We start from the raw sequence: 26,439 nt of genomic DNA, 5'->3' as shown, positions 1-26,439 counted from the left end.
TTTTCCCAAATACTCAGACCTGCAAAACGCTGGAGACCAGCAATTGCGTATAGGCGTGCTGCGGGTCGTCCAGCACCTGATCGGTCAGACCGGCCTCGACCACATGTCCGTCTTTCATCACCATCATGCGATCCGCCAGCAGGCGCACCACTGCCAGATCATGCGTGACGATGATGGCGCTCAGCCCCATTTCGCGAACCAATCCACGCAACAAATCCAGCAGGCGCGCCTGTACCGAGACGTCCAATCCGCCGGTCGGCTCGTCCATGAACACCAGCCGCGGGCCGGTCACCAGGTTGCGCGCGATCTGCAGGCGCTGCTGCATGCCGCCGGAGAAGGCGGTCGGCCGATCATCGACGCGCGTCGCGTCAATCTCGACCCGACCCAGCCAGTCAATCGCGGTGTGGCGGATGTCACCGTAGTGCCGGCCGCCGACCGCCATCAGGCGCTCGCCGATATTGCCGCCCGCGCTGACCGACATGCGCAACCCGTCTCGTGCATGCTGATGAACAAAGGCCCAATCGGTGCGGCCCAACATCCGGCGTTCGGGCTCGGACATCGTGACTGTATCCACCGGCCCGTTGGCTCGGGTGTCATAGACCACCTGCCCCAAATCCGGCTCAAGATGGCCCGCCAAGCAGTTGAGCAGGGTCGATTTTCCCGACCCGCTTTCGCCCACGATCCCCATCACTTCACCGGGGTAGAGGTCAAAACTGACATCCGCGCACCCGATGCGCGCGCCATAACGCTTTTCGATACCTTTGACCTGCAACAGAGGGGTCATGCCGCGTCCTCCTTGGCCAATCGGCCCACATGTCCGGCAGCACGGCGCGACCGACAGTAATCTGTGTCGGAACAGACAAACATCCGGTTGCCCGCATCATCCAGGATAACTTCGTCCAGATAACTGTCCTCGGCCCCGCACAGATCGCAGGGATGGTCGGCCTTGGTGGCCTCGAACGGATAGTCATCGAAATCGAGGCTGACCACCTTGGTATGGGGTGGCACCGCATAGATCCGTTGCTCACGCCCAGCGCCGAACAGTTGGATCGCATCCATCTCGAGCTTGGGATTGTCGAATTTCGGGATCGGCGACGGGTCCATCACATAACGGTCCGAAACCGTTACCGGATAGGCATATGAGGTCGCGATCGCGCCGTGCTGGCTGATATCCTCATACAGCTTCACATGCATCAAACCGTATTCTTCGAGGCTATGCATCTTGCGCGTCTCGGTCTCGCGCGGTTCCAGAAACCGCAAGGGCTCGGGGATCGGCACCTGATAGACAAGGATCTGATCCTCACGCAGCTTCGCCTCGGGGATGCGGTGGCGGGTCTGAATGATTGTTGCCTTTTCGGTTTCTTCGGTTGTTTCGACGCCTGCGGTGTTCTCGAAGAACTTGCGGATCGATACGGCGTTGGTCGTATCGTCCGCGCCCTGATCGATCACTTTGAACGTATCATCGGGCGTCAGAGTTGCGGCCGAAACCTGAACCCCGCCTGTGCCCCACCCATAAGGCATTGGCATCTCGCGGCTGGCAAACGGCACTTGATAACCTGGTACGGCCAACCCTTTGAGAATGGCCCGCCGGATCATTCGCTTGGTTTGTTCGTCCAGATATGCGAAGTTATACTCATTCATTTGACGTATCACTTTGTTTTTCGGTGTTTTTATGGACGTATTGCTTTTAGGTTCGTTCTTTTTGGCCATTTTGGCCTATCTGCTTTGGCATTCCCGCCATTCGAGGCGGCGACGTCTTGCAATAAAGCGTGACCTTCGGGGTGAGTGGGGCTCGATTGACGCGTCAGAAACCGCTGCGAGCGGCGAAAATCCGCCAATCGATCAATACGACCCAGGCGGGAGAGCGGTTCGGTGATCGCGACGGCACCGACGGCAGCGGTGGTGACTGAACTCATTCCGCAGCCTCCTTTGGAGTAATCCGGTCTTCTGCCTCGCGGCGCAGTTTGCGGACCAGCTCCAGTTCGGATTGGAAGTCCACGTAATGCGGTAATTTGATGTGCTCGAGAAAGCCGGTGGCCTGTATGTTGTCGGCATGGCTGAGGACAAATTCCTCGTCCTGTGCCGCAGCACCCAGATCGTCTTCGCCCAATTCCTTCCAGCGCAGCGCACGGTCCACCAAGGCCATTGAGATTGCCTTGCGTTCGGATTGCCCGAACACCAGACCATAACCGCGCGTGAACTGGGGCGGTTCGGTCTTGGACCCCTTGAACTGGTTGACCGTTTCGCATTCGGTCAGTTCGACCTCGCCGATGTCGATGGCAAAACCCAATTCGGGGATATCCATTTCGACAGCGACCTTGCCAATCCGCAATTCCCCGACAAAGGCGTGGTTGCGGGCATAGCCACGCTGCGTTGAATAGGCCATGCCGAGCACGAACCCCTCATCCCCTCGGGTCAGCGATTGCAGACGCAAAGGGCGATTGGACGGAAACTCCAAAGGTTCGCGGGTCAGATCGCCGGGGGTGTCATCGTTGTCCGGTTCGTTCTGAATGATGCCCTCGCCCTGCAGAAACTCGGTGATGTGCGGTGTCGGTTCGGCTCGCGCGACGCTTTCGGGCGCTGGGGGTACTTCACCGTCAGCGGCGAGTTTGAAATCCAGCAGGCGATGGGTGTAGTCGAAGGTCGGACCCAGAACCTGCCCGCCAGGCGCGTCCTTGAACGTAGCCGAGATGCGGCGGTCGCACGCCATCTGGCCGGTTTCGACCGGGTTCGAGTACCCAAAGCGCGGCAAAGTCGTACGATAGGCCCGGATCAGGAAAATCGCCTCGATCAGATCACCGCGCGCCTGCTTGATCGCAAGCGCCGCCAGATCGGGATCGTACAGGGACCCTTCGGCCATGACCCGATTGACCGCAAGGCCAAGTTGTTCGCGTATCTGGGCAATGCTCAGTTCGCGCACATCCCGTGACCCTCGACGCTCTTCGGCCAGCCAGGCATGGGCGTTCTCAATTGCCTTTTCGCCGCCTTTGACAGCAACATACATCGCCTAACCCTCCTCCGTAATCTGGGTGCTGCGCGGCAAGGCCGCGACCTGCGTACCGCTGGTGAAGAAAAAGTCGCAGCCAAGCGGATACAAAGTCGCGTTTCCCTGCAACGCGCTAACGTCTGGCAGCGAGAGCTGACTGGTTTCTTTGATGCCCGGCCCGCGCAGGGTTGCCCCCTGCGGCAGCAGCCTGTCGCATTCCACGATCAGAGTGGCCGAGCGATCCGGATATTCAGGCGCCCCGATGCGATAGGTCTCAAGCGGCATCAGATCGGTCCAGGTGCCAACCGCAAACTCCGCCTGCGCTGCCCCAACTATCGGAGACCCGGTATGAAACGACAACCACTGACGTAAGTCAGGGGTATCTGCGTCCCCTGCCAAATAGATCGGCGTGTCCGGATCACAAAGCGTCAGAAGCAATGTTCCCGCCGCGACGGACAGCGGTGCAGGTGGGTGGGCGCCTTTCAGCTCGCGAATATCTCCGGGTCGGGCCATGGCGGTCATTGCCGCCCGGAATGCGTAGGAGGCATCAACGGGTGCATTCCCGAACCCGCCTGCGTACTGAGTTTGCGTGTTCATGCGTCCTCTCCCCGCACCATGGTGAAAAACTCGACCTTTGTGGCGGCGGCTTTGGCGGCGCGTGTTTGCTTGGCGCTGTTCACCTGGCGTTCCAATGGCGCGATCACATGGGTCTGCACCACCTCTGCCGCAGCGGTCTGCATCAGCGCATCGACCAGAGCGGCAACTTCGGCCCCGGCTTTTGAGCGCCCCTGAACGTAACCATGCCCGACTGTGCCGTCCTGCAATACCAAAGTGCAGCGGGTAACCGTCATTTCGCCCAGGTTGAACGGCGCTCCGGTGCCGCCAGCGCGGCCCCGGACCATGACGCCACCGATCTCGGGCGCACGCACCCAATCGAACGAAGGGCTCAGGTCTGCCTTGCGCCAAACATCCAGCACGGCCTGCTGCGGCGCGCGGGCCAGCAGTCCCATCCATGCCCGCCGCGCCTCGGTTGAAATTTCTGTCTGTTCCACCATCAAAGCCTCTTGGCTAGGTTGTCTACGACAACTATACAACTAGACAAATATTACCGCCCCGCGGTTAATGACGCAATCCATGACTGTGTGAAGATTTGGTGACATGAGCAAAACTCCGATCTGGAAAAGCATCGCCCTGAGCCTGACCTCGGACATTGCCGAAGGGCGATATGGGACCGGTGATCGCTTGCCTACCGAGGCGCAGCTGGCAGCCACTCATGGCGTCAATCGCCACACCGTCCGGCGCGCGCTGGCCGACATGGCCGAGCTGGGGCTGGTCCATGCCAGGCGTGGCGCCGGGGTCTTCGTGGCCGCGCGGCCAACCGACTATCCGATTGGCAAACGCGTCCGGTATCACAAAAGCATCTCGGCCAGCGGCAAGATTCCGGGTAAGACGATTCTGGCACTGACAACGCGTGCAGCGGATCAGGCCGAGGCCGAGGCGCTGGACCTACCAACTGGCGGGGCCATTCATGTCTATGACGGGTTGTCGCTGGCAGATGGACAACCGATCGCGATGTTTCAAAGCATCTTTCCGGCAGATGCCCTGCCTGGCATTCTGGACGCCCTGACGGAAACCGGGTCAGTCACCCGCGCCCTGCAACTGTGCGGAGTGGACGATTATACGCGCATCTCGACGCGCCTGACGGCGCGTGCGGCGACCGCAACACAGGCCTTGCATCTGAAGCTGACCGAAGGTGCGCCGGTCTTGCACTCGCTTGGGATCAACGCAGATCCCAGCGGGCGGCCGGTTGAATTCGGTAAGACGGTTTTTGCCGGCGAACGCGTGACACTGACGCTGAGCGACGCATGAAAACCGGGCGGCTCCCGCCCGTCTTCGACCTCGTTTCCGAGGTCTCATCCCGTTGGGCGTAGCGCCGCGCAAGGCGCGGCGCGCGGCCCAAGGCCGCCAAGAGGCATCGGCGCAGCCGATGCAGATGCGGACGCGGGAGCATTTGCCGCTTTGGCGTCAGGTCCTCTGACTATTCGTATTTCTCCAGGAACGCCTCGGCCGGCAAATTGCGAAAATCAGGCAAAGCGCGATGCAGGCGGGTATGATCCCAATCCCACCATGCAAGACCCATCATCCGTTCCGCGACGCTTTCGGAAAACCGCCGCCGAAGTGGCGTGGCCGTAACCCCTGCAACCACCGTGTAGGGCGCCACGTCCTTGGTGACCACCGCCCCGGAGGCGACAACCGCGCCGTGACCAATCGTGACCTCGGGTTTGATGATGGCGGCGTGGCCAATCCAGGTATCATGACCGATCTCGGCCAGACGGCTTGCCCGATGGGTGAACCAATCGGCGTCGTCTTCGGCATCGTCCCAGTAGCTGGCCGAGCGGTAATGAAAATGATGCAGCGACGCCTTGTCCATCGGATGATCCGTCGCGCCAATTCGCGTAAAACTGGCAATATTGGCAAACTTGCCGATCCGGGCGTTGGCGATGTCGCAGGTCCGGTCACAATAGGAATAGTCGCCGAACAACGAGTTCGCGACCCGGGTCCCAGCGCCAATCTCGACAAACGCCCCGAAAGAACTGTTGGAAATCTCGCAATCGGGGTGAAGAAACGGTTTCTCTGCGCTGAGCCGTGCCATGGTCTGGTAATTGTCCTTGGGATCAAGCTTCAAGCCGTTCTCGGCTTGCGTTTTTTCGCGGTTTCGCCCTCAATCAACCGTCGGCGCAACCAGCCCGAAAACCAATCCATCAGCATCACCATGAGGATGATCAGAACGATGTAGTAGGCCACCTCTTCCCAGTCTTTCTGGGTGATGATCGCCTGCGTCAGCAACAACCCGATGCCGCCGCCGGTGATCGCTCCAATCACCGTTGCGCTGCGGGTGTTGGATTCAAGAAAATACAGAAGTTGACTGAGCAATACGGGCGTCACCTGCGGGATCACCCCAAAGCGGTAGCGCTGCGGCGCATTGGCTCCGGTGGATTGCACGCCCTCGATTTGCTTCTGATCGACATTCTCCAGCGCTTCCGAAAAGATTTTGCCGAAGGTTCCAGTATCAGTCACCAAAATGGCCAGTGCCCCGGTCAACGGCCCGGGACCAAAGGCACGGGCCAGCACAACGGTCCAGATCAGCGCATCGACGCCGCGGACAAAGTCGAACACGCGGCGCGTCACGAAACGAACTGATTTCAGAGGGTTGAAATTCCGAGTTGCCAGGAAGGCCAGCGGCAGCACGACCATGCCGGCCCCCAGAGTTCCCAGAAACGCCATCAGAATGGTTTCGAATATGGCCCAGACCACATCCTGATGACGCCACATCTTATTGGTCCAGAAGTCGTTCAGGATCGCGCCCGCTTCGCCGGATGCGGCAAGCCCGGCAAGTTGGAAAAACGAATTGCCGTGATAGGGGCTGTCGAGGGTGAACCAGAACAGCTCCCACCCCATGAAATACCGAAACACTTCCGAGCGATTGCGCGTCACCGTCAGGCGACCGGCATCGGTGGTGATTGCCAGGCGGTTCTTGGACATGCTGATCCAGTCGGGAACGTCGCCTGTTGGCAACTCTGCCTGAACCCCTGCCGCGCGCGTCGGCGTGGCGCGTACGGTGCCATAACCGGGTATGTCGTACTCGACAGTCTCGGGACCGAAGCGCACGACATGACCGTTTTCGAGATCGATGGTTGTGGTTTCGCCCAGCGCCACCCATTCGGGCGCTTCGCCTTCGGGGTAGCGTCCCTTTCGTTCACCTTCGATGGCGACAGAGACGGCGCCGTTACGGTTGTCGCGCTCGACATGGGTTTTATAGCTGTAGCTGTCAGCCACCAAGGTCTTGCCATTTTCCCAGTTCGCGCGCCCTGCCAGACCGGGAACGTCAAACGCAATGAACACGTATGTCAGGTAAACCAGCACCATTGCGGGCAAGCCGAAATTCATCAGCCGTTTGCGGTTGAACAGGCGGTCAGCCTCGGCCTTCAGCGCGTCCGGGGTCAGGTTGGTGGCCAGGGTGCTCATGCAAGCGCTCCTCTATCGGAACCATGGGTCAGGCGCTCGCGCAGCAGACCCGAGATTTGATCGACAACAACAATGGTGACAAACAACAGAAGGAAGATGGCAGCCGCCTCGTCATAGCGACCCTGCCCCCAGGACATGGCATTGCGCAGCTCGTATCCCAGACCGCCCGCACCCACAAAACCAAGGATGGCCGAGGCGCGGATGTTGATTTCAAACCGCAACAGCGCGTAGCTGACATAGTTTGGACCAACCTGCGGGATCACACCCAGATACATGCGCTGCGACCAGTTGGCACCTACCGAGTACAACCCCTCGACCGGTTTCAGCGAGGCGTTCTCGTTCACTTCGGAAAACAGTTTGCCCAGCGCGCCCGCCGTGTGAATGGCAATCGCGATCATCGCCGGTACCGGACCACCGCCCAGCACGAAGATCAGCACCAACGCGACAACGATTTCCGGGATCGCCCGGCAAATATCCGCGATACGACGGAACAAGGGTATCAGCGCGGGCCAAAGCGCCATACCCCGTGTCGACATCAGCGCCAGAAACGTGCCTGCGATGGCACCGATCAGCGTTGACGCAGCCGCGATGTTGATTGTCTCGATCAGAGCCGGAAAGAACCGCACCAGGTTTTCAGGCATTGCACCGATCTTTTGCCATGCCTCGGACAGAACCTCGGTTGGGTAATCGAACAGCCGGTGCCAGCCGTCGACAAAGCTGCCTGCGTTGCGGTCATCCGCGACGCGAAAGCCCGAGGCCATGACGGCCACGAACACAATCAGAAGAATGCCACCATAGACCCGTTTGCGCCGTGTCATAGCGGTGTAGTCGTCGCGTATCTGGCCGACGCTTGAGGACCCAGAGGTCAGGTCTGTCATGGAATGCTCCTGAGTGGAAAACGGGGTCCGGAGTGGCACCGGACCCCGATCATTAGGTATGCAGGCTTAGTTGGACTTCAGCTTGCGCGCTTCGATGATCGACAGATACGCATCATGTGTGATCGGATCGAACCCGAGGCTTTCGCCCGCCGACAGGTTGTAGGCACAATCCTTGTCGTTCTCGTAGAGATTGTCGATCAGCGTGGTCATCTGGGCACGAACGTTTTCGGGCAGCGCGGTGCGCAGAACGATCGGGCCTTCCGGGATCACGTCCGAACGCCAGATCTCGACCAGATCGTTCATGTCGACCAGACCCGCATCAACGGCCTTGCGCAATGCGCCAGAGTTATAGCCGTCTTCCCAGTCGCCCTGTCCGTCAGCCCAAGTCACGCCGCCATCGACGTCACCGTTGCTGACTGCGACGATGGTCTGTTCATGGCCGCCGGTGAACTTCACCTCGCCGAAGTAGTCGCCCGACTGCATGGTTGCGCCGGTTGCCTGAGGTATTTCGATCGACGGTATCAGATAGCCCGAGGTCGAGTTCGGGTCGCCGAACCCAAAGGTTTTGCCCTTCATGTCTTCCAACGACGCAATACCGCTGTCCTTACGGGCAAAACCAATCGAGTGGTAACCATAAGAGCCGTCGGCATTGATCTTCGTCAGCACCGGAACAACCGCTTCGGGATCCGACAGGTAAACCTTTGCATAGCCCGATGCGCCCAGCCATGCCATGTCCAGGCTTCCGCCCAGCAGGCCCTGGATCACACCGTTGTAATCAGCCGGTGCAAACAGCTTGGTCGGCACGCCAAGTGTTTCCTCGGTATATTCACGCACGCAGTCCAAACGCGCCAGACGGTCCTGGGCGTTTTCGCCGCCCAGAATGCCGATGCGGAATTCGGTGACTTCCTGTGCCATTGCAGGCAAGGCCATGGCAGTGGTCACAACAAGGGCAGCAACTTGGTTTTTCATCTGTCTCTCTCCAGTTTGATGATCCCGGCCTCTCATCGGACCGGGCGATGAAAGGGGTGGTGGATTAGATGGTGGCTTCGGCTTCCATCAGCGCCGTTCGGGACGCGTCGAGCGTTTCGATCTCGGTCGATGTCGCCGCTTCCGAAAAGCTGGCGTCTGCGCCATAGATTTCGCGTGCGACACCTGTGGTCAGTTGCTCGGGCAGGCCATCGAACACGATGCGTCCGTCGCGCATACCAACAACACGGTCGCAGTAACGGCGAGCAGTATCCAGCGTGTGCAGGTTGGCAATCACGGTCCGACCATCTTCTTCGTGGATGCGGCGCAGCGCCTGCATTACCACCTGGGCGTTCATCGGATCCAGCGAGGCGATGGGCTCATCCGCAAGAATGATCCGCGGGTCCTGCATCAGAGCGCGCGCAATGGCGACCCGCTGCTGCTGTCCCCCTGAAAGAGCCTCGGCCCGTTTCGGCGCGTGTTCGGCAATACCAAGGCGATCCAGGATGTCGATGGCGTGACGGATCTCATCCATCGGGAACAGGTTGAACATGGTTGCCAGGGTCGAGTGGCGATTCAGCGTGCCATGCAGGACGTTGGACACCACATCCATGCGCGGGACCAAGTTGAATTGCTGGAAGATCATGGCGCAATCGGCCTGCCAGGCGCGTTTCTCGCGACCTTTCAGGCCTGTCACATCGCGGCCCTCGACGATGATTTCGCCTTCGCTGGCATCGGTGAGTCGGTTGATCATCCGCAGCAATGTCGACTTTCCCGCGCCCGAGCGACCGATGATCCCGATCATGCAAGGCTTGTCCACATCCAGCGTCGCTGCATCCACAGCGATGTTGTCGCCGAAGCGTTTCGTTAGTCCCTTTATGCGTAGCACGTGCCACCCCCAAATTCTTTGGCGGTGGGCTACAGTCGACGATCAACGAACATGTGTCGATTTGGTGAAAGTTTTGTAAATGTCCGGCCTGCAGAGTCGGGCTACACTTTGATCAAGATCGCGGATATACGCCTGCCTGACTGCTTAGATTCTGCGAGGCCACCCATGCCCTTTGACCGTTCCATCAAGATCGCACCTTCGATCCTGTCTGCCGATTTCGCCAATTTCGGACAAGAGATCCGGGCGATTGAGGCGCAGGGCGCGGATTGGGTGCATGTGGACGTCATGGACGGCCACTTTGTTCCCAACCTGACCTTCGGCCCGCCTGCGGTCAAAGCGTTCCGTCCCCATGTGAAGACGGTTATGGATGTGCATTTGATGATCGCGCCGGTCGATCCCTATATTCAGGCCTATGCCGATGCCGGGGCGGATATTCTGACAGCACATGTCGAGGCCGGACCCCATACGCATCGGACACTGCAGGCGATCCGAGCCGCAGGAATGAAGGCGGGTGTTGCATTGAATCCTGGTACGCCGGCCGAAGCGGTTGAACACCTTCTGGACCTCGCCGATCTGGTCTGCGTGATGACCGTGAACCCGGGCTTTGGCGGACAGAAGTTCATCGACATGACGGACAAGGTGCGCCGTTTGCGCCAGATGATCGGCGACCGCCCGGTTCATATCGAAATCGACGGCGGGGTCGATCCACAGACCGCACCCTTGGTTGCCGCCGCTGGTGCAGACGTTCTGGTCGCGGGATCTGCGGTGTTCAAAGGCGGATCCGTAAGCAACCCCGACGTTTATGGCGACAACATTCGTGCCGTACGCGCAGCGGCCGAGGATGCGCTGACCTGAACGGCGGATGCTCCCGCCAGTCGTCGATGCTCCTTGCGGAACACCTCCTCCTGTTGGGCCCGGCGCCAGAGGCGCTTTGGCGCTGTGTACGCTCTTTTAGCCGAACTTTTTGCGATGAGCCTCGTTGCGATGATGGCGATTTGGCTTGCACATGCCGCACGGCGGGTATGCGGACGCGTGGCTGTTAGCTTCCGGTTGGGATTGATGAGTTCATGCCGCCTGCTCCGCGAAGACATCGTGCGCCTTGTCATGGCAGATGTTTTGTAAACCCCTGCCCTGCTCCTTGCGCCCGGTCGGGTCACCGAGATCAAATACCAACGTCAGACGGTGTGATAGATTTGACCAAACCGATAGGTCAGTGATTGCTTGATTTTCACAAACCCGATTTGTCATTGGCAAACGGGCCTGGCCCAACCATAGAGTGCGCCCAAGGATCTTTGGGTTTGGTATGCCGGTCGACACGATTGACCGATCAGCCCGCTACACACTCAGCAGCAATATTGACCGAAAGCTGTAAGACGCCGGAATTGTGGCAAAAATTTGGTATCGACTCGGGCATCGAAACCCTCGATAACCTACCGCAGGTTTTGCTGATTGCGACCCGGGTACGGGTGCGATGCTGAATGCGGCCAGGCCCGTTGGGTCACGGCGCACTAGACCGGGGTGTTGCAGGAGGAGGCCGCCCCGGTCGTCTTCCTGACAACTCGAAATCACGCACCACCCAAGATGCGCCCCGAACGCGACAAAGAAATAGGTTGCACGCTGCGGACAGTCTGGAACTCAGCGCGAAATCCCGCCTGGTTGAGCATTGGTATCGGACCAACCCGGCTGGCTAGGCCAATCCTGGACAGCGACCGACCGCATCCAGGCAACGGAGCAAACTTTAGAGGCAACCTTTGAGGGCTTCGCCAACATAGCGTTTGATCTGTCGGAACGGACACTCAGCAAATGCCCGTCGAACTGCAAACAGATCGATTGCCGGTTGTCCGGCTCTGATCAGTCCGAAGCAGCACCATGTGTCCGGGGTCGGTCTGCGGTTCAGTTGGGGGTGCGGCAGCAGCCGAAACAGGCGGCAGCTTTCTGGACATCTGGACCACTGTGTGATTTTATAACATTGTGAGTTGCGCACTTGATAAGAGCTGGCATGACAAGACAAGCACCAACAGAGACATCGGCTGAAAACGCACCCGTCGGGTTCACGGACCACGATCATGGATCCTGTGTCGAAACTGCACTCCGCACCGCTGAAACGCGGTGCAAACAGGAGGGGCTGCGCCTGACACCGGTTCGGCGCAAGGTGCTTGAGATGTTGCTTCAGGAACATCGCGCGCTTGGGGCCTATGCGATTCTGGACCGCCTTCGCGCCGAGGGCTTTGGCTCGCAGCCACCCGTCGCATACCGCGCACTCGATTTTCTGGTTGCAAACGGCTTTGTGCACAAGATCGAGCGCCTGAACGCCTTTGTCGCCTGCGCCAACCCGGGTGCCGCGCATTCCCCCGCCTTCATGATCTGTCGTGTGTGTGACGCTGTCGCCGAAGCACAATCAACGCCGGCCAAAGGCGCGCTTGGCGCTGCCGCCCGCGCGGTGGGATTTGAAATTGAGCGGACCGTGGTCGAGGCCGAAGGCATTTGCCCCGATTGCTCTGCTAAGGCGTAGACATGACCCTTGTAACTGTCGAAGACCTCGGTATGCGCTACGGTGCCAACACCGTTCTGCGCCATGTGCATATGACCGTCGAAGCCGGTGAGATCGTGACAATTGTCGGGCCCAACGGGTCGGGCAAAACCAGCCTGTTGCGCGCCATCATCGGCGCGACCCAGCCCTCGGCCGGGCGTGTGATCCGCAAGCCGGGGCTACGGATCGGATATGTCCCGCAAAAGCTGCATATCGATCCGACCTTGCCGATTTCCGTCGAACGTTTCATGCGACTGACCAGCCGCGTGTCGCGGCACGACTGCGCGGAGGCGCTGAAAGCCGCCGGAGTACCGGATTTGACCAAGCGGCAGATGTCACAATTGTCCGGTGGCCAGTTCCAGCGAGTGCTTTTGGCGCGGGCGCTGATCAACAAGCCCGAAATCCTGCTGCTGGATGAGGCGACTCAAGGGCTGGACCAACCCGGTTCGGCCGCCTTTTATCACCAGATCGAGGCCGTACGGGCAGAAACCCAATGTGCCATCCTGATGATCAGTCACGAACTGCACGTGGTCATGAGCGCGTCTGACCGCGTGATCTGCCTGAACGGCCATGTCTGTTGCGAGGGCTCACCTGCGGTTGTGGCCTCGGCACCGGAATACCGGGCATTGTTCGGTACCGGAACCGGTGGGGCGCTGGCTCTGTACCGGCACGATCATGACCACGACCACCACGACCATTCAAAAGAAGCGGCAGAGTAATGCTTGACGATTTCATGACCCGGGCAACGCTGGCCGGTATCGGCGTGGCCTTTGCAGCGGCACCGCTTGGGTGTTTTGTCGTATGGCGCCGCATGGCGTATTTCGGGGACGCCACAGCGCACGCAGCGATTCTGGGCATCGCTTTGTCGCTGACATTTCAGATGTCGATCTTTGCCGGAGCTCTGGCCGTTGCGTTGATCATGGCCCTGACCGTGACCTTTTTGTCCGGGCGCGGATACGCGATGGACACGCTGCTGGGTGTTCTGGCCCATTCCGCCCTCGCCTTTGGCCTTGTGGCAGTCTCGTTTCTGTCCGGCGTCCGCATCGATCTGATGGCCTATCTGTTTGGTGACATTCTGGCGGTGTCCCGCTCGGACCTGTTGGTCATCTGGGGGGGTGCGGCCCTTGTCGTCACTCTGATCGCCTGGCGCTGGTCGGAACTGTTGACAGCAACGCTGAATGAGGAACTGGCTTACGCCAGTGGCTTCAACCCAAAACGCGAACAACTGATCCTGACCCTGGCCCTGTCTGTGACCGTGGCCGTCGCGATCAAGGTCGTGGGCGTCCTGCTGATTGCGGCCATGCTGATCATCCCGGCCGCCGCAGCGCGCAGCCTGGCGCGGTCCCCCGAATCGATGGCTCTGATTGCAGCACTGATCGGCGCGACGTCGGCGCTTACCGGCCTGCGAGCCGCCTATGTCCTGGACACTCCGGCGGGCCCGTCCATAGTCTGCGTCGCGGCAATCATTTTTGCTTGTTTCAGCATTGTGGGCGCGTATTCCAGGCGCAAGTCGCACTGATCTGAAACGACGGGCAAAGCATCGACCTTTGCCGCAAAACATTGTCAAAACTCTTGGGATTTTGGTAGCGGAGGAGGGACTTGAACCCCCGACACGCGGATTATGATTCCGCTGCTCTAACCAACTGAGCTACTCCGCCATGAGTGAGAGGCGATGTAAGCGAGGGGGCGCAGGCGGTCAAGAGGAAAAGCGCAGTTTTGAGGATAAGAAAATGCCCTGAATGCGCGACCGGTTTCCGTACACATTGCGACCGCCCTGATCCCAGCGCCGCGATCTGCAATTTGCTTTCCGTCACTCAGCACAGAGCGTTGGAGGCGCTGGGCTGGGCAAAGCGACCTATCTGATCGGACACATCGAAATGACTGTGGTTTGGGATCATCGCGGTCGGAATAGCGGGTCAGTTTGCGTGACTACTCGCGCAGCTGGGCGTAAAATTCATCGAATGAATCGCTGAGGACATAATTTGCATCAATCGTGAAAAACACCGCCTCGGACCGCTCGGTCGCGGATCCATTTTTTTCCCAGTACCAGCATGATGCCATAGCGCAGGCTGCGGCGCGCGATCGGGTTGACCTCAAGCGTGGCGCGGATTTCCGCATCCGCTTCGTCAAAGCTTCTGGTCCGGGCCAGTGCAGCAGCGTTGAAAAGATGGGCGTCAGTCGCGGCGCCAGACGGACCGGGACGCTCGATGTAGGAACTGGCCAAATCGATCGCCTGATTGAGATTGTCGCGCGCATAAGCAATGTAGAGGTTTGCGCGTAGTCCCAACGCGCCGGAAAAAAAGGTGGCAGGTGCTGGTGCTTTTTGATCTCAAGCCGGCAACATAATGGTGTGCCTTGAATTGACCACTTGAAAAGGCAACTCATGTCCGACAAGCATTTTTGCAATCCAAATTCACTTTCCAATGATGCCCCAAGGCAGTTTTCATTTTGTCCAAGTGACATGTTTCAAAGGCTAACGATGCGCGTAATCGGCATATTTCTTTCGCTATTTTTCATGCAACTCGGCGCGACGGCGCTTGCGCAGGACATCATCCCGCTTTCGGACAAAGGCGGGCTTTATGCGGCTTATGTTGTACCAAGAGACGACTTTGACCGCGTAGACGTGCAGCTTATCGTTCTCTCGGGGTCATATGATGATCCAGAACCGTCCGGAACGGCGCATCTGGCAGAACATCTGGCCGCGTTTTCGGCGGATGCCACCGTGCTCAGAAGGCCGCGGCAGCGCGATATCTATGCGACGACCAACAATGTGTCGACGGTCTACACAAATTCTGGCGCACCTTCCGACATTGAAATGATGTTGCGGCTGTCTCGGGCAGTTTTGGACACGCCGAAACTGCCAGATGGCTTCGCGGAAAGCGAAATTGACATCGTGCAGCGCGAAACGTTGCTCCGTGAACGGCAGTCTCCGTATCTCTGGCTGAGAAGAATTGCGTTGCAAAACCTCTATGGCACGCTGCGCGGTCGCGCAGACAATACGATCGAAGACCTTCCGAAACTAAGCCTTGATAAGGCGTATCAATTTCACAAACAGCACTACGCGCCCTCAAATGTCACCTTGATCGTGTCGGGTAAGATCGAGCCGGATGCGGCGGCCCAACTTGTTGCGCGCTATTTTGGCGACACCAAACCGTCCGAAGCCCCTGCAAAGCCATGGCTGGACCGGAAACCGGATCCCTCACTCAGAGCTGTCGAACGCATTGAATCTGACAGATTGGCGCAAGAGATGGTGCAGTTTGCGAAATTCGTGGATTTCGCGGACCGGACAACCAGCATCGACATGCAGGGGGCTTTTTTCATTACCACCACGGTCTTGGGGAACCGGATTTCCCGGGCCTTGTATTTTGAAGACGAACGATTTCTTGACGTCAACGCAGAATGGTATTTTGCCAAAAATGCCGATCTGGAACTGACCATAGATATGCAACTCATGCCCGGTTTCAGCTTGGACGAGGCGCATGACAGCTTAAAGGCAACGTTGGCTAACTTGCTGAACGAACCGATCAGCAAAAAAGAGATCAACAAGGCGCGCCAGAAAGATGTGGTCTGGGCTCAGAACTCGGCGCGGCGACCGACGGCTTTCTTGTGGTTCCTGAAGAATGTGGCCGCCGACGGTTTCCCGCCAATCAGCCCCTCGGTCTTTGCTAAGATCCTGAGCAATACCACAGATCAGGACGTCATCGAATTCGCGGAAACAGTCATGAAGCCATCCGCCACTTCCGTCGTGTTGGCCCAAAAAGTAGAATAAAATGCAGGCGTTTAAAGGTAAGATACTCTCCGCACTATTGGCAGTTACGTGCCTTTTGCCAGTACAGCAGGCAGACGCCGAGCTGATCGCGACAGGTGGCGAAACCAAGATCATCTACCTCGAACCACTTCGCACCGGCATTTCTGCAATAACATTGGCATGGGAAATCAATCACCCGACGAAAGACCGGGTGGCTGCGTTACAAGCGGGTCTTTTGAGTGTGGCCTTCGGCGGCACATCGAGCCGATCACCTACCAAAGTTTTTGAGTTCCTAGAGCTGAAAGGCGTCACGCAGAACGTCAGTATTAGCGACCGACATTTGATGCTTACAGTTTCGGCACCAGAAGGTGTTTTTCCCGAAACTCTGATCCACCTTGAGAACCTGCTGCTTGAACCGGAATACTCAAGCGGCTGGTACGCGCGGGCGCTTCAAAGGCTCAGCCCTGTCAAATCAATCGTCACCAGACGGCCCGAAGATGTGCTGTACGAGGTCGCTGATTTTCTGACCTATGAACCGGATGACGCGGAAATCGACGGCACCGATGGCGTCTTTCGATTTGGCCGTCCGAAACAGGCGATCCTGCGATCGGGTGATCCGGAGGTCGAACGCCGGACCGAGCGTCTGATTGAAAAGCTGCCGAACGCACGAACCGCCTGGAAACTTCCATTTTCTGATTGGGCCGAAACTTTGACCGGCACCGGCGCCAAGCCCTTGGCGCTGCCGACAGGCACCATTCATTTTGCCGATCCCAGCTCGACCGAGATGCTGATCTTGCTGGTAAAGGCCCAGGAATTCGACGACGAGAAGGCCCAGATCGGTACACATTTATTGGTCGATTATGTTGGCGCCAATCAGGGTTCTGAAATGTTCGAGATCATTCGGCAGGAAATGCGCGCCGCCTACGATCCGCGCTCGGATTTCATTGTCTTGAGAAAGAACAAAGCGATCATTTCGCTGAGCGCGACCGTAGAAGCGCTGAAATGGCCCGAAATCTATGACAAAATTGCCGAAATTTATAAGACTGCGCGCGCCGGAAACGTCGATCAACGGGGTTTGGAGATTCAATTGGACCGTTTGAACAGGGCGTATTATGGGGACTTCTTCAGCGATCCTGTCTGGGGGGCACAGCAATATTTGTTCGAATACCCCAAAGGCGTTGGTGGCGCGTTCAACTTTCCGCTTTTCGAGGCGGCCGAAACGGCGTCTCCGGTTGAGATCGCCGCAAACTCGGGAAGGCACTTACCGCCATTGGACGATTTTCTTCTGGTGCTGATCGGCGGCGGTGAAGGCCCGACAGATGACTTGAAATCGAATGGGTATTGCGCGCAGCCGAAAAACGCACCGCTCAGCTTTTGTCTCGACGCGCTTTCAAATGCTCAGAATTGAGCCGGGGTTTGTGCGCGACAGAAAGGCTTGATCGACCAAAGCAAAGGATGCGTTGGTCTGCGCCCTGTGTTGCGCGAATTCTTTGGTGCATACGCCAAGCGCGGGCCGAGCGAATGGGACCACGAAACCGCTAATTTTTTTAGCCAACGGCAATCAGACCCTTGCCTTTTCAAAGGCTGCCCATGCGGTTTCGAATGCGTCAAAGTCAAAATCAGGCTTGGTGGCTGCCTCAAGGACAATGCGCTCGGTCGTCAGCAGCTTGTGGATTGCGGCTTCCAGTTGGTCGACAACGTCATCCGGCACGATCAACGCGCCGTGGCGGTCGGCATGGACCAATTCTCCCGGTTTGACCGTCAAGCCAAATACCGAAACCTCTGTGTCAATCTCGCGAATGTGGACAAAACCGTGGCTTGGTCCGATTGAACCGGCGACGACCGGAAACCTATCGGGTAGGTCCCCAAGATCGCGCATCACCCCGTTGGTTACGACACCGGAAACACCAAATCCTTTGTGGACCGTCGTGTTGATCTCGCCCCAATAAGCGCCGATACAATCGGGGTAATCCAGGTCCTCGATCACCGCGACCGAAGGCCGGGGCGCGTCGGCCATGTATTTGTAATACGCCATGCGGCGGGTTTTGATGACATCCGCAGGCTCGGACGGCGGGTTGATCGCCGCAATCTTGGCGGTACGGGCAAAGCCGACCAAAGCGGGCTCGTCGGGGGCAGAGCACAGCATGGTGCCGCGGGTAAACCTGTTGAACCCGCGTTTGCCCTGCGCCACTTCTATGGCGTTGCAGACAGTTGGAGTGTCGACCTTGCGGAGAAGGGATAATAGGCACGGTGTCATGTGTCCTCCAGCCAGCGGATCAGCGCCGCTGTCGTTTCATTTGGTTGTTCCAGCGTGGGCATGTGGCCAGCCCCCTCGATTACTTGCAAAGTACTGTTTGGCAGCAGATCGTGCATCAGCTGATGCCGCTCGACAGGGCACAACCCGTCCTCTCGTCCGCACAAAACCAATGCCTTGCCGGAATAGGTCGTAAGGACGCCGCGTTGGTCGGGGCGGCTCATCAAGGCTTGGGACTGCCGCAGGAAGACCTCCGGCCCCAAATCTGTCGCCATCGCCATGCACAAATCCAGGATCGCACCCTGGCGGGGACCGTAAGCCAGATAATTGGGCTTCATTTCGTCCCGCATCACCTGCCAAAGATGCCCGTCGCGCACCGCCGCCATCTGGGGCGCACGCCGGGCTTTCACCTCGGGCGTCTCAGCCAACGGGTTTGTGTCGAGCAGCGCAAGGCGCGTCACACGGTTGGGCGCCTGACGCAGCACCTCCATCGCCACAATCCCCCCCATCGACAGGCCTGCCAGGGCAAAGTCCGGCGGGGCGTTGTACAATACTTCCGCAGCCATGGCCTCGACGGTATCGTGCTGGTTCAACGGAAAGGTCGTGATGGGCATCCTGCCAGACAAGGCTTCGATCTGAGGACCAAACAAACGTGCATCACACATCATGCCGGGCAAGAAGATCAGCGGCGTCATGATGAGGCCAGTTTTGCCCCCTCGGACAGCGTCGCCAGCTTGGCGTAGGCAATCTGAGGGTCCACGGCGCCAAAGCCCGCAAAGGTTCCAAAGCCGCAATCGCTGCCCGCGATCACCCGATCGGCTCCGACGATCCCGGCAAACCGATCAATCCGCTGGGCCACAAGCTCGGGGTGCTCGACGAAATTGGTGGTGGTATCAACCACCCCGGGGACCAGCACCTTGTCATCAGGAATTTCAGCTTTGCGGTCACGAAACACCGTCCATTCATGGGCATGGCGCGGGTTCGAGGTTTCGAACAGCACATAGCGCGACTTGGTCGCCATCAGGGTACTGAAAACCTTGTCCATTGCGATGTCGCAGCAATGTGGCCCTTCGTAATTCCCCCAGCAAATATGAACCCGCACCCGGTCCTGCGGGACATTCTGAAGCGCGTGGTTCAGGGCCTCGACATGCATGTCGGCGATTTTGACAAACTCGTCGTCCGACAAATCGGTGAACAGCATATGACGCGACAAGGCCAGATCAGGACAATCCAGTTGCAGATCCAGACCAGCGGCCACGATGGTTTCGTATTCTTCTTTCATCGCATCAGCCAATGCGGCCAGATACGCCTCACGCGTCGAATAAAAGTCGTTCTGCAAAAACAGCGAGATCACGCCCGGCGAAGCTGCATTCATGAACCCCCGTTCGGCCCCGTGCTGCGCCATCGCGGCCTTGAGGTTGGCAATGTCCTTTTCCAGCTCTCCCTGCCCCTTCGAGCGCACTTCGCCAGTGCACATGGGACGCGCGTATTGCGGCGTACCGCCGTCATCGGCAAGACGCTGCAGGAAACCCGGAAACATCTTCAGATCCGCGGGTGCATTGCGCGGACTGTCGCCGGAAAATCCGGTATAGCGATCTTTGACGTAGGTTGCGTAAGAGATCTTGGAGGTCTCACCGTCGCTGACAATATCGATTCCGGCCTCGACCTGTTTGCGCACAGTCTCGGATACTGCGTCTGTCATGCAGGCATCAAAGGCGTCGGTCTCGTAAGGCGTTCCACTTTCGCGGGCAAAGATGAAATCCACGACCTTTTGTGTCCGGGGCAATGACCCGACATGTGTGGTTTTGACGGTCATAGTGGCCTCCTTATGTCTTTCGTGCCATTGGTATGGAATTCTATCGGGCCCACTTTCATCCGGTCCAGGTTGCGCCGGCCGGATCGTCGGTTGCGGTGATCCTGTAAAGGCCCGCCTGCCCGGTCATCGAGGGTTGTGCGCTGTAGGTTTCACCGGGCAGAACCACCGCGGTGTCGCCATTGGACAAAGTGGTCTCGTGCCCGTCAATCGAGACAAACCAGTGACCGCTGGCGGGCATCAGTACAACGGGTCTTTCGGCCTGCACGGCGTCGGTCATGCTGGATCCCCGCCCAAGGAAATCGACCTCAAACCCCGGTTTGTCCCTGATCAGACCATGCTCGCCAATCACCAGGGCTGGTTTGTTCGCCGACAAGGCCATCAGATCCCAGTAGCGCGCCACATATTTGCCAACCACATCCTCGACCGGCACTTCGGGATAGTCTTTCAGTTGCTCTTCGCTCAGCACGGGCATGGGACGCACGTTATGGGGCAATTCCTGGCCTTTTTTGGAATCGTACAACACACCATTGTCGCCCAGCATCAGACCATGCGCCTGCGCGTCTTCGATCACCTGAGGCGCCCAGGTGACACCACCACCAGCATCATCGCCACCCAGGATCGACATGATCATTCCATAGTCCTGGCCGACATTCTCAAAACCACGGAAAATACCGGTTGGGATGTTAAATATGTCGCCTTCTTCGGCGATGAACTCGCCTGCCGTTCCATAGCGGCCCCAGAAGAAACGCCAACGGCCTTTGGCGACAAAGAAAACCTCGGCTGTTGTGTGGCTGTGCAATGAGTTGCGGCATTTCGGCGGCTGGCCCGCTGCGCCGATGTTGAACCCGATCTTGTCGGTGATATGGACATGCTGATCGGGAGATTCCGACACGCCGCCGCCGACGATCGTAAAGTTCTCTTTCTGATCGCTGCCCGGAGTGTGGGCGTCGATAAAGGCGGTTTTGCAGGGTTTCAGCTCGCCATAGCGAACGATGCGTTGTTGGATGGTGCTCATGACTGGGTCTCCTTGGGTTTGGGGGGATGATGGGATCAATCCCCGCCCCCGGGAGGTCGGTTGTTCAATCGTCGCGCACGCAGTGAGGCGCGATGCGCATGAAAGCGCCGCGCCGCTGCGCTGGAGTTGAGTGCAGGCACATTCTCGGTCACTCAGATCTCCCCGCTCTGCAACAAGATCTGCTTCCAGACCGAGGTTTCATCGAACAGTGTATATTCACGGCGCAACTGCGGCTGGCCAGCAATCAACGCGCCAAATTCTGCATGGCTGATACCCAGAACATAGACCTGCGCACCGGTTGGTGCGCCAAAGGCACCCCAGCCGTCATGCTTGCCCCACAGGCTCCAGCGAATTGCGGCACGCGGTGGCATCGACGGGTCGTCACGACCGATCTGGTGCTCGATCTTGAATTCGGCATTGGGGAAACTTGCGCGCAATCCCATCCAGAACCGATCGACCGGGTCCCATCCGTGACCGGTCACACCACCCACATATTCCGACTGCGCGGCGCGATCATACTCGGCCTCGATCACTCCCATATTGGCGTTCATGATCCGGGTCAGGATGTCGGCATAGCGCTGCCCCCATTCATTGTCATTCCCCCTGCCCTTATACGGGCCGGGCTGATCATTTTCTGGGGTCAAAGGCTTGACGCAGCTCGCCGGGCCACCTTCGCGGGCTATCAGATCCGCGGCATATTCCTTTGGGTCCCACCCCATCTGCCGCACGATCGCCCCCTGGTCGCGAATGAGCCATTCATCATTGATCTGATTGTCAATCGCGTGGCAGTCGGCCAGAATCCGATAGCGCAATTTGGTTCCCGTGGGTTTGCCATAGACGCCCTCGGCCAGATGCGTAGCTGTGGAAATGATGCGGTGCGAGCTTAGCATCCCCTCTTCCGGAGTGCCCGACCAGATCACGTCCTCACCCAGCAACTGCCGGTCGGGAAACTCGGCCAGCGTCGCCATGGTCGCACCGATCACATTCTGATTGCCCAGAACGACCGAACCGGGCGAGCGCACAACGATATCTTCGCTGTAATAGGCGTGCAGCGTCGCGATACCCCGGTCTTCCCAAATCTCTTTGGTGATACCGATGATATAGTCGGGAAAATCCCGGAACTTGGGATCAAAGCCTTTCATGTATTCATCCTTTGAGGGGTCCAGCCTTTGGGCAATAGTGCCGATGTGCGCACAATCAGCGGCCCATCGATCGCGACCTTGCGCGCGCGCGCGGCTGTTGGGTTTTCGATATGATCCAATAGGGCGTCAACGGTTTCGGCAACCATAAGATTGGCCCGCTGACGGATGGTGGTGAGGTTATAGGCAAGCCAACCCGCCTGCGGGACGTCGTCATATCCGACAACAGATACATCCTCGGGCACGCAAAGGCCCAGTTCGAACCGGATGACGTCCATCACGGCAAGGGCCATGTGATCATTGGCGACGAAGACGGCATCGGGCCTTTTTTTCGGCTCGACCTCAAACATCCGGCGCGCGGCCAGTCGAGCGTCTTCTGTCAGGAACTCGCCGATTTCATAGGCGTACAGTTCCTGTCCCGCATCATTGAGAGCGGCGCGGAATCCGGCCTCGCGATCGCGTTGTGTGGAAGCACCTTGCCATCCGGCGATATAGGCGATGCGGCTGTGCCCCGCAGCTACGAAGAACTCGGCCACCTTGCGACCGCCCGCATAGTTGTCTGACGTCACCGAGGTGATCCCGTCGATATCCTGACTGCGGTTGAACAGAACCACCGGCACACCGGCTTGCTGGCACCGTGTCGCAATATCCGATGACATCGCAACCGAGGCCAGAATGACGCCATCGACCTGGTAGTCGAGGATTTCCTCCATCACGTCGTCTATATTTCCGGCGGTTCTGGACGCCATGAAGATCAGGACGTGATAGCCCTGCTCCTGCAACGCATTTGACAGTTTCTCAAGCGCTTCGGGATAAAAATAATTGTCCAAATAGGCCACCACCAAACCAATGATGCGGCTTTTGCCCGACACCATCGCACGCGCCAGAACATTGGGACGATAGCCAAGTTCAGCGGCGGCCTTTCGCACTTTTTCTTCGGTCTTCTTGCTGACCGATGCACCGGGCGTGAACACCCGGCTTACAGCGGACTGGCTGACCCCGGCAAGCTGGGCGACCTGGAGTGATGTTACCTTCTCAGCCATCAATCCGCCGTCCACCCCCCGTCAATCAACATCGACGTGCCTGTGACCAGCGCCGAGGCATCCGAGGCCAGATAAGCGACCGCGCCCATGATGTCTTCGACTTCTCCCACCCGGTCCAGCTTGATCTTTTCCATGATCCATGCGGCGCGGTCGGGGTTGTCGAAAGTGGATTGGGTCAACGGCGTTCGGATGAAGGTCGGGCAGACCGTGTTGATCCGGATACCCTGCTTGCCCCATTCGACTGCCATGGCTTTGACCATGCCTTCAAGCCCGTGTTTGGTTGCGCAGTAAACCGCGCGGTCGATCCCGCCCACATGCCCCATCTGGCTGGAAATATGGATGATCGAACCCCGCTTGCCAGCCGTCATCAAAGCCTTGGCCGCATAGGATGACAGGAAATACGCAGACCGCAGGTTGACGTTGAATACTGCGTCAAAGTCTTCGGATGTTGTCTCGACCGCAGGGCTATGCCGCGCCAGACCGGCAGAGTTCACAACCACCTCGAAACTGCGAGTTTCGAACAGGGTCCTCAGAACACTCAGATCGCCCTGGTCCAAAACCAGAGCCTCGGCTGACCATCCCTGCGCCTGCAAGGCGGCGACGGTTTCATTCAACCGCTCCGCGCCCCGGGCCGCGCAGACCACATGCGCACCGGCCTCGGCCAAAGCCACCGCACAGCCCTGCCCGATACCCGAGGACGCTCCGGTCACAAGGGCGGTCCTGCCGTTCAGGGAAAACGAAGGCGTGCGGGGCAGGTTTGTCATCAGCTCATTCCATCCGGTATTTCAATGCGGCCCATATTCCGGGCTTTGTTGAATTCCCGCAGACGAGCAAAAACGTCAACGCCAAGCTGCGCATAAGCGTCCAGCAAATCGACCAGAACCCAGTTTTCCCGGATGCGCCCGTTTTCCAGCCGCCAAAAATCGAGGCTGCGCATGGTGATCTTTTTGCCTGAGGGCGCGATGCCCAGCCAGCCATCATGGGTGACGGTCTGGATCATGTTCGGCCACCCCGTCACGGCCGCGTATTCGCCATCGCCAAAGAAATGGTAGGTGATCTCGTCCACATATTGGCCACGATCTGGCATACCGTTCAGGAATGGGATCTGGTGCCAGTTTCGGAACCCCGCATAGCCGCGCCCGGTGCCGATGCCTGAAGGGCCATACCAGTTCATACGCGGATGCCAGAAGCGCTCCATCTCCATCACATCGGGACCACCCTGAGAGGGGTGTTTCTTGAGATATTCCAGCATGTCGATGATGTGCTGGCATGTCTCTTTGCCTTTGGCCGCATCATAAGGTCCGGGCACGAACCCGTCATGCGTCGCTGGACCCGGCACATGCCATTCCCGGCCAAGACTGGGCGCCATCGGCCAGGCACCTGCCTGCATCATCACCTCGGGAATATCCCAAAGTGCCTGAAACTCGACAACCTTACCGTCCTGGAACCGATAGAATTCGTGGAACCGCATGGTGACCTGATGTCCGGTCGGCGGAATACCCAGCCAAGGGCCGGTGAATGTCCCGGTGTAGTAGCCACCACAGCCGACCCAATCCGCACCCTGTTCATCCGGACCGGCCATGACGATATAGTCGCGCCGTTCGAGGTCGGGCCAGGCGTCCAACAGACCTTTATAGGCACAGTCATAAAATGCTTCACTACCGACGCTGTTCCCAAACGGATGGCAGAGGCGGAACAGGGCCTCGCTGTCCGAAACCTCGGCCAGCGCCTTGCGGACACCGGCCTCGGAGAAATCGTACATCGCTGCCCTGAGCGGTGCGATCAGCGCTTTATGCTGGGTGTGCGGGTCGCTCATTCCGCAGCATCTCGGAATGGGGCCGGCGCGCCATAGGGTACATTGATGCCACCGTAGCGACGCACTCGGACGTTGCACTGTTCGGCGTGCCCCACAAAACCTTCCAGCAAACACAGACGAGAGCCGTATTCTCCGATCAGCGTCGCTGCCTCGTCAGTCAGAACCTTCTGATAGCTGTGGGTTTTCAGGTATTTCCCGACCCACAGCCCGCCTGTATAACGCCCTGCCTTTTTGGTCGGCAGCGTATGGTTGGTTCCGATCACCTTGTCGCCATTCGAGACATTTGTGCGCGGTCCAAGGAACAGCGCGCCATAGCAGGTCATGTTTTCAAGGAACCAGTCATCGCGATCGGTCATCACTTGCACATGCTCGGATGCGATCTCATCAGCCACCTTCAGCATTTCATCATAGGTGTCGCAGACGATCACCTCGCCATATTCCTCCCACGACACTTTCGCGGTCCCTGCCGTCGGCAGGATACCCAGCAGACGATCGACCTCGGACAGAGTTTCTTCGGCCAGTTTGCGCGAATTGGTCAGCAGCACGCAGGGGCTGTTATAGCCATGCTCGGCCTGTCCCAGCAGGTCGGTTGCGCACAGCTCGGCATCTGCGGCGGTCTCATCGGCGATGACCATCGTCTCGGTCGGACCAGCGAACAGGTCGATACCGACACGGCCAAACAGCTGCCGCTTTGCTTCGGCCACAAAGGCGTTGCCGGGACCGACCAGCATATGCACAGGGTCAATCGTTTCAGTGCCCAGCGCCATCGCGCCGATGGCCTGAATGCCGCCCATGACATAGATCTCATGCGCGCCGCCCAAATGCATCGCAGCGATCACCGCCGGGTTCGGCTTGCCATTGAACGGAGGAGTGCAGGCAATGATCCGTGGCACACCTGCGACCGAGGCCGTCGCCACTGACATATGCGCCGAGGCCACCATCGGGAACTTGCCGCCCGGAACATAGCAGCCGACCGACTGCACCGGGATGTTCTTGTGCCCCAGAATGACACCCGGCAGAGTTTCCACCTCAATGTCCAACATTGAATCGCGCTGGGCTTGCGCAAAATTGCGCACCTGTGCCTGCGCGAATTTGATGTCGGCCAGTTCCCGGTCGGTCAGCTGACCAATCAAGCCATCAATCTCGTCCTGAGACAGCCGGAATGACGCCGGAGAATAATTGTCGAACTTCTCGCTCAATTCACGCACAGCCGTGTCGCCACGCAGTTCGATATCTTTCAGGGTCGCTTCGACAACAGCGCGGGTTTTGGCGTCATCCTCGGCCCGGTCAGCGTCAGATTTGCCGCGTTTTAGATACTCGATTGCCATTCTTA

The 26,439-nt window shown here is 58.6% G+C and carries 28 protein-coding genes and 1 tRNA gene; 7 read left to right on the top strand and 22 right to left on the bottom strand.

What is annotated here, in order from left to right; all coding sequences use genetic code 11:
• Positions 1–13: 13 nt before the first annotated feature.
• From phnK to phnG, 6 genes are read right to left on the bottom strand one after another with little or no spacing between them, the layout of a single operon-like run.
• Positions 14–784, bottom strand: a complete 771-nt coding sequence (phnK, locus tag ACR0JA_RS06460; RefSeq protein WP_480571655.1) for a phosphonate C-P lyase system protein PhnK — start codon at positions 782–784, stop codon at positions 14–16.
• Positions 781–1,641 carry an alpha-D-ribose 1-methylphosphonate 5-phosphate C-P-lyase PhnJ gene (locus tag ACR0JA_RS06455; RefSeq protein ID WP_480571652.1) on the bottom strand — a complete coding sequence of 287 codons (861 nt, stop codon included), beginning with the start codon at positions 1,639–1,641 and terminating at the stop codon, positions 781–783. The genes phnK and ACR0JA_RS06455 overlap by 4 nt, the downstream gene beginning before the upstream one ends.
• Positions 1,642–1,670: 29 nt before the next feature.
• Entirely contained in the window at positions 1,671–1,916 is a 246-nt protein-coding gene (locus ACR0JA_RS06450) for a hypothetical protein (RefSeq protein ID WP_480571649.1), read from the bottom strand.
• The gene (locus ACR0JA_RS06445) at positions 1,913–3,004 is read right to left on the bottom strand and encodes a carbon-phosphorus lyase complex subunit (protein ID WP_480571646.1); all 1,092 of its coding nucleotides are present in this window, start codon (positions 3,002–3,004) and stop codon (positions 1,913–1,915) included. Before ACR0JA_RS06445 ends, ACR0JA_RS06450 begins: the two co-directional genes overlap by 4 nt.
• A 3-nt stretch (positions 3,005–3,007) precedes the next feature.
• A complete protein-coding gene (gene phnH, locus ACR0JA_RS06440) occupies positions 3,008–3,583 on the bottom strand; it encodes a phosphonate C-P lyase system protein PhnH (protein WP_480571643.1) in 576 nt (191 codons plus the stop codon).
• The gene (gene phnG / locus ACR0JA_RS06435) at positions 3,580–4,041 is read right to left on the bottom strand and encodes a phosphonate C-P lyase system protein PhnG (protein ID WP_480571640.1); all 462 of its coding nucleotides are present in this window, start codon (positions 4,039–4,041) and stop codon (positions 3,580–3,582) included. The genes phnH and phnG overlap by 4 nt, the downstream gene beginning before the upstream one ends.
• A gap of 103 nt (positions 4,042–4,144) precedes the next feature.
• Here phnG and phnF point away from each other — a divergent pair, with 103 nt between their 5' ends.
• Positions 4,145–4,855: a phosphonate metabolism transcriptional regulator PhnF gene (gene phnF / locus ACR0JA_RS06430; RefSeq protein ID WP_480571638.1), complete on the top strand. Its 711-nt coding sequence runs from the start codon at positions 4,145–4,147 to the stop codon at positions 4,853–4,855.
• 169 nt (positions 4,856–5,024) lie between these two features.
• Here phnF and ACR0JA_RS06425 read toward each other — a convergent pair whose 3' ends face one another.
• From ACR0JA_RS06425 to phnC, 5 genes are all read right to left on the bottom strand, one after another.
• The gene (locus tag ACR0JA_RS06425) at positions 5,025–5,639 is read right to left on the bottom strand and encodes an LbetaH domain-containing protein (RefSeq protein WP_480572390.1); all 615 of its coding nucleotides are present in this window, start codon (positions 5,637–5,639) and stop codon (positions 5,025–5,027) included.
• A 29-nt stretch (positions 5,640–5,668) separates the two neighbouring features.
• Positions 5,669–7,012, bottom strand: a complete 1,344-nt coding sequence (phnE, locus tag ACR0JA_RS06420) for a phosphonate ABC transporter, permease protein PhnE (RefSeq protein ID WP_480571635.1) — start codon at positions 7,010–7,012, stop codon at positions 5,669–5,671.
• Positions 7,009–7,890, bottom strand: coding sequence for a phosphonate ABC transporter, permease protein PhnE (gene phnE / locus ACR0JA_RS06415; RefSeq protein WP_480571633.1), 882 nt, complete (start codon positions 7,888–7,890; stop codon positions 7,009–7,011). The genes phnE (ACR0JA_RS06420) and phnE (ACR0JA_RS06415) overlap by 4 nt, the downstream gene beginning before the upstream one ends.
• 66 nt (positions 7,891–7,956) lie before the next feature.
• Positions 7,957–8,859, bottom strand: coding sequence for a phosphonate ABC transporter substrate-binding protein (phnD, locus tag ACR0JA_RS06410; RefSeq protein WP_480571630.1), 903 nt, complete (start codon positions 8,857–8,859; stop codon positions 7,957–7,959).
• Between the two features lie 64 nt (positions 8,860–8,923).
• Positions 8,924–9,745, bottom strand: coding sequence for a phosphonate ABC transporter ATP-binding protein (gene phnC / locus ACR0JA_RS06405; RefSeq protein WP_480571627.1), 822 nt, complete (start codon positions 9,743–9,745; stop codon positions 8,924–8,926).
• Between the two features lie 165 nt (positions 9,746–9,910).
• Between phnC and rpe the strand changes: the two genes are divergently transcribed.
• From rpe to ACR0JA_RS06385, 4 genes are all read left to right on the top strand, one after another.
• Positions 9,911–10,600, top strand: coding sequence for a ribulose-phosphate 3-epimerase (rpe, locus tag ACR0JA_RS06400; protein ID WP_480571624.1), 690 nt, complete (start codon positions 9,911–9,913; stop codon positions 10,598–10,600).
• 1,144 nt (positions 10,601–11,744) lie between these two features.
• Positions 11,745–12,257 (top strand): Fur family transcriptional regulator, encoded by a 513-nt coding sequence (locus ACR0JA_RS06395; RefSeq protein WP_480571621.1) that lies wholly within the window; start codon positions 11,745–11,747, stop codon positions 12,255–12,257.
• A 2-nt stretch (positions 12,258–12,259) separates the two neighbouring features.
• The gene (locus ACR0JA_RS06390; RefSeq protein WP_480571618.1) at positions 12,260–12,994 is read left to right on the top strand and encodes a metal ABC transporter ATP-binding protein; all 735 of its coding nucleotides are present in this window, start codon (positions 12,260–12,262) and stop codon (positions 12,992–12,994) included.
• A complete protein-coding gene (locus tag ACR0JA_RS06385; RefSeq protein WP_480571615.1) occupies positions 12,994–13,794 on the top strand; it encodes an iron chelate uptake ABC transporter family permease subunit in 801 nt (266 codons plus the stop codon). The genes ACR0JA_RS06390 and ACR0JA_RS06385 overlap by 1 nt, the downstream gene beginning before the upstream one ends.
• A 62-nt stretch (positions 13,795–13,856) precedes the next feature.
• Here ACR0JA_RS06385 and ACR0JA_RS06380 read toward each other — a convergent pair.
• Together ACR0JA_RS06380 and ACR0JA_RS06375 are read right to left on the bottom strand one after the other, a co-directional pair.
• Positions 13,857–13,933 (bottom strand) — tRNA-Met (locus ACR0JA_RS06380).
• Positions 13,934–14,262: 329 nt separating this feature from the next.
• Positions 14,263–14,499 (bottom strand): hypothetical protein, encoded by a 237-nt coding sequence (locus ACR0JA_RS06375; protein ID WP_480571613.1) that lies wholly within the window; start codon positions 14,497–14,499, stop codon positions 14,263–14,265.
• A 255-nt stretch (positions 14,500–14,754) separates the two neighbouring features.
• On the opposite strand from ACR0JA_RS06375, the gene ACR0JA_RS06370 reads away from it, so the two are divergent.
• The gene (locus ACR0JA_RS06370) at positions 14,755–16,044 is read left to right on the top strand and encodes a M16 family metallopeptidase (RefSeq protein ID WP_480571610.1); all 1,290 of its coding nucleotides are present in this window, start codon (positions 14,755–14,757) and stop codon (positions 16,042–16,044) included.
• A 1-nt stretch (position 16,045) separates the two neighbouring features.
• Positions 16,046–17,431, top strand: coding sequence for a hypothetical protein (locus ACR0JA_RS06365; protein ID WP_480571607.1), 1,386 nt, complete (start codon positions 16,046–16,048; stop codon positions 17,429–17,431).
• Positions 17,432–17,584: 153 nt separating this feature from the next.
• Here the strand turns inward: ACR0JA_RS06365 and ACR0JA_RS06360 are convergent, their stop codons facing one another.
• From ACR0JA_RS06360 to hisD, 9 genes are all read right to left on the bottom strand, one after another.
• Positions 17,585–18,280: an RraA family protein gene (locus ACR0JA_RS06360; RefSeq protein ID WP_480571604.1), complete on the bottom strand. Its 696-nt coding sequence runs from the start codon at positions 18,278–18,280 to the stop codon at positions 17,585–17,587.
• Positions 18,277–18,972, bottom strand: coding sequence for an alpha/beta fold hydrolase (locus ACR0JA_RS06355; protein WP_480571601.1), 696 nt, complete (start codon positions 18,970–18,972; stop codon positions 18,277–18,279). The genes ACR0JA_RS06360 and ACR0JA_RS06355 overlap by 4 nt, the downstream gene beginning before the upstream one ends.
• Complete coding sequence (locus ACR0JA_RS06350) at positions 18,969–20,093, bottom strand: cobalamin-independent methionine synthase II family protein (protein ID WP_480571598.1); 1,125 nt, start codon at positions 20,091–20,093, stop codon at positions 18,969–18,971. Before ACR0JA_RS06350 ends, ACR0JA_RS06355 begins: the two co-directional genes overlap by 4 nt.
• 55 nt (positions 20,094–20,148) lie before the next feature.
• Positions 20,149–21,108 (bottom strand): cupin domain-containing protein, encoded by a 960-nt coding sequence (locus tag ACR0JA_RS06345; RefSeq protein WP_480571595.1) that lies wholly within the window; start codon positions 21,106–21,108, stop codon positions 20,149–20,151.
• A gap of 152 nt (positions 21,109–21,260) precedes the next feature.
• Positions 21,261–22,250 (bottom strand): nuclear transport factor 2 family protein, encoded by a 990-nt coding sequence (locus tag ACR0JA_RS06340; RefSeq protein ID WP_480571592.1) that lies wholly within the window; start codon positions 22,248–22,250, stop codon positions 21,261–21,263.
• On the bottom strand, positions 22,247–23,290 hold the full coding sequence (locus ACR0JA_RS06335; protein WP_480571590.1) for a LacI family DNA-binding transcriptional regulator: 1,044 nt from the start codon (positions 23,288–23,290) through the stop codon (positions 22,247–22,249). The genes ACR0JA_RS06340 and ACR0JA_RS06335 overlap by 4 nt, the downstream gene beginning before the upstream one ends.
• On the bottom strand, positions 23,290–24,054 hold the full coding sequence (locus ACR0JA_RS06330) for an SDR family NAD(P)-dependent oxidoreductase (RefSeq protein ID WP_480571588.1): 765 nt from the start codon (positions 24,052–24,054) through the stop codon (positions 23,290–23,292). Before ACR0JA_RS06330 ends, ACR0JA_RS06335 begins: the two co-directional genes overlap by 1 nt.
• Positions 24,054–25,106 carry an ester cyclase gene (locus tag ACR0JA_RS06325; protein WP_480571585.1) on the bottom strand — a complete coding sequence of 351 codons (1,053 nt, stop codon included), beginning with the start codon at positions 25,104–25,106 and terminating at the stop codon, positions 24,054–24,056. Before ACR0JA_RS06325 ends, ACR0JA_RS06330 begins: the two co-directional genes overlap by 1 nt.
• Positions 25,103–26,434, bottom strand: a complete 1,332-nt coding sequence (hisD, locus tag ACR0JA_RS06320; protein ID WP_480571582.1) for a histidinol dehydrogenase — start codon at positions 26,432–26,434, stop codon at positions 25,103–25,105. Before hisD ends, ACR0JA_RS06325 begins: the two co-directional genes overlap by 4 nt.
• Between the last annotated feature and the right edge of the window lie 5 nt (positions 26,435–26,439).

It is taken from the genome of Ruegeria sp. AM4 (assembly GCF_056540665.1).
This window is presented reverse-complemented; position numbering and strand designations above follow the sequence as displayed.

Coding starts and splice junctions, on each gene's coding strand:
- phnK (WP_480571655.1), bottom strand. CDS start 784: ATGACCCCTCTGTTGCAGGTCAAAGGTATCGAAAAGCGTTATGGCGCG.
- ACR0JA_RS06455 (WP_480571652.1), bottom strand. CDS start 1,641: ATGAATGAGTATAACTTCGCATATCTGGACGAACAAACCAAGCGAATG.
- ACR0JA_RS06450 (WP_480571649.1), bottom strand. CDS start 1,916: ATGAGTTCAGTCACCACCGCTGCCGTCGGTGCCGTCGCGATCACCGAA.
- ACR0JA_RS06445 (WP_480571646.1), bottom strand. CDS start 3,004: ATGTATGTTGCTGTCAAAGGCGGCGAAAAGGCAATTGAGAACGCCCAT.
- phnH (WP_480571643.1), bottom strand. CDS start 3,583: ATGAACACGCAAACTCAGTACGCAGGCGGGTTCGGGAATGCACCCGTT.
- phnG (WP_480571640.1), bottom strand. CDS start 4,041: ATGGTGGAACAGACAGAAATTTCAACCGAGGCGCGGCGGGCATGGATG.
- phnF (WP_480571638.1), top strand. CDS start 4,145: ATGAGCAAAACTCCGATCTGGAAAAGCATCGCCCTGAGCCTGACCTCG.
- ACR0JA_RS06425 (WP_480572390.1), bottom strand. CDS start 5,639: ATGGCACGGCTCAGCGCAGAGAAACCGTTTCTTCACCCCGATTGCGAG.
- phnE (WP_480571635.1), bottom strand. CDS start 7,012: ATGAGCACCCTGGCCACCAACCTGACCCCGGACGCGCTGAAGGCCGAG.
- phnE (WP_480571633.1), bottom strand. CDS start 7,890: ATGACAGACCTGACCTCTGGGTCCTCAAGCGTCGGCCAGATACGCGAC.
- phnD (WP_480571630.1), bottom strand. CDS start 8,859: ATGAAAAACCAAGTTGCTGCCCTTGTTGTGACCACTGCCATGGCCTTG.
- rpe (WP_480571624.1), top strand. CDS start 9,911: ATGCCCTTTGACCGTTCCATCAAGATCGCACCTTCGATCCTGTCTGCC.
- ACR0JA_RS06395 (WP_480571621.1), top strand. CDS start 11,745: ATGACAAGACAAGCACCAACAGAGACATCGGCTGAAAACGCACCCGTC.
- ACR0JA_RS06390 (WP_480571618.1), top strand. CDS start 12,260: ATGACCCTTGTAACTGTCGAAGACCTCGGTATGCGCTACGGTGCCAAC.
- ACR0JA_RS06385 (WP_480571615.1), top strand. CDS start 12,994: ATGCTTGACGATTTCATGACCCGGGCAACGCTGGCCGGTATCGGCGTG.
- ACR0JA_RS06370 (WP_480571610.1), top strand. CDS start 14,755: ATGCGCGTAATCGGCATATTTCTTTCGCTATTTTTCATGCAACTCGGC.
- ACR0JA_RS06365 (WP_480571607.1), top strand. CDS start 16,046: ATGCAGGCGTTTAAAGGTAAGATACTCTCCGCACTATTGGCAGTTACG.
- ACR0JA_RS06360 (WP_480571604.1), bottom strand. CDS start 18,280: ATGACACCGTGCCTATTATCCCTTCTCCGCAAGGTCGACACTCCAACT.
- ACR0JA_RS06355 (WP_480571601.1), bottom strand. CDS start 18,972: ATGACGCCGCTGATCTTCTTGCCCGGCATGATGTGTGATGCACGTTTG.
- ACR0JA_RS06350 (WP_480571598.1), bottom strand. CDS start 20,093: ATGACCGTCAAAACCACACATGTCGGGTCATTGCCCCGGACACAAAAG.
- ACR0JA_RS06345 (WP_480571595.1), bottom strand. CDS start 21,108: ATGAGCACCATCCAACAACGCATCGTTCGCTATGGCGAGCTGAAACCC.
- ACR0JA_RS06340 (WP_480571592.1), bottom strand. CDS start 22,250: ATGAAAGGCTTTGATCCCAAGTTCCGGGATTTTCCCGACTATATCATC.
- ACR0JA_RS06335 (WP_480571590.1), bottom strand. CDS start 23,290: ATGGCTGAGAAGGTAACATCACTCCAGGTCGCCCAGCTTGCCGGGGTC.
- ACR0JA_RS06330 (WP_480571588.1), bottom strand. CDS start 24,054: ATGACAAACCTGCCCCGCACGCCTTCGTTTTCCCTGAACGGCAGGACC.
- ACR0JA_RS06325 (WP_480571585.1), bottom strand. CDS start 25,106: ATGAGCGACCCGCACACCCAGCATAAAGCGCTGATCGCACCGCTCAGG.
- hisD (WP_480571582.1), bottom strand. CDS start 26,434: ATGGCAATCGAGTATCTAAAACGCGGCAAATCTGACGCTGACCGGGCC.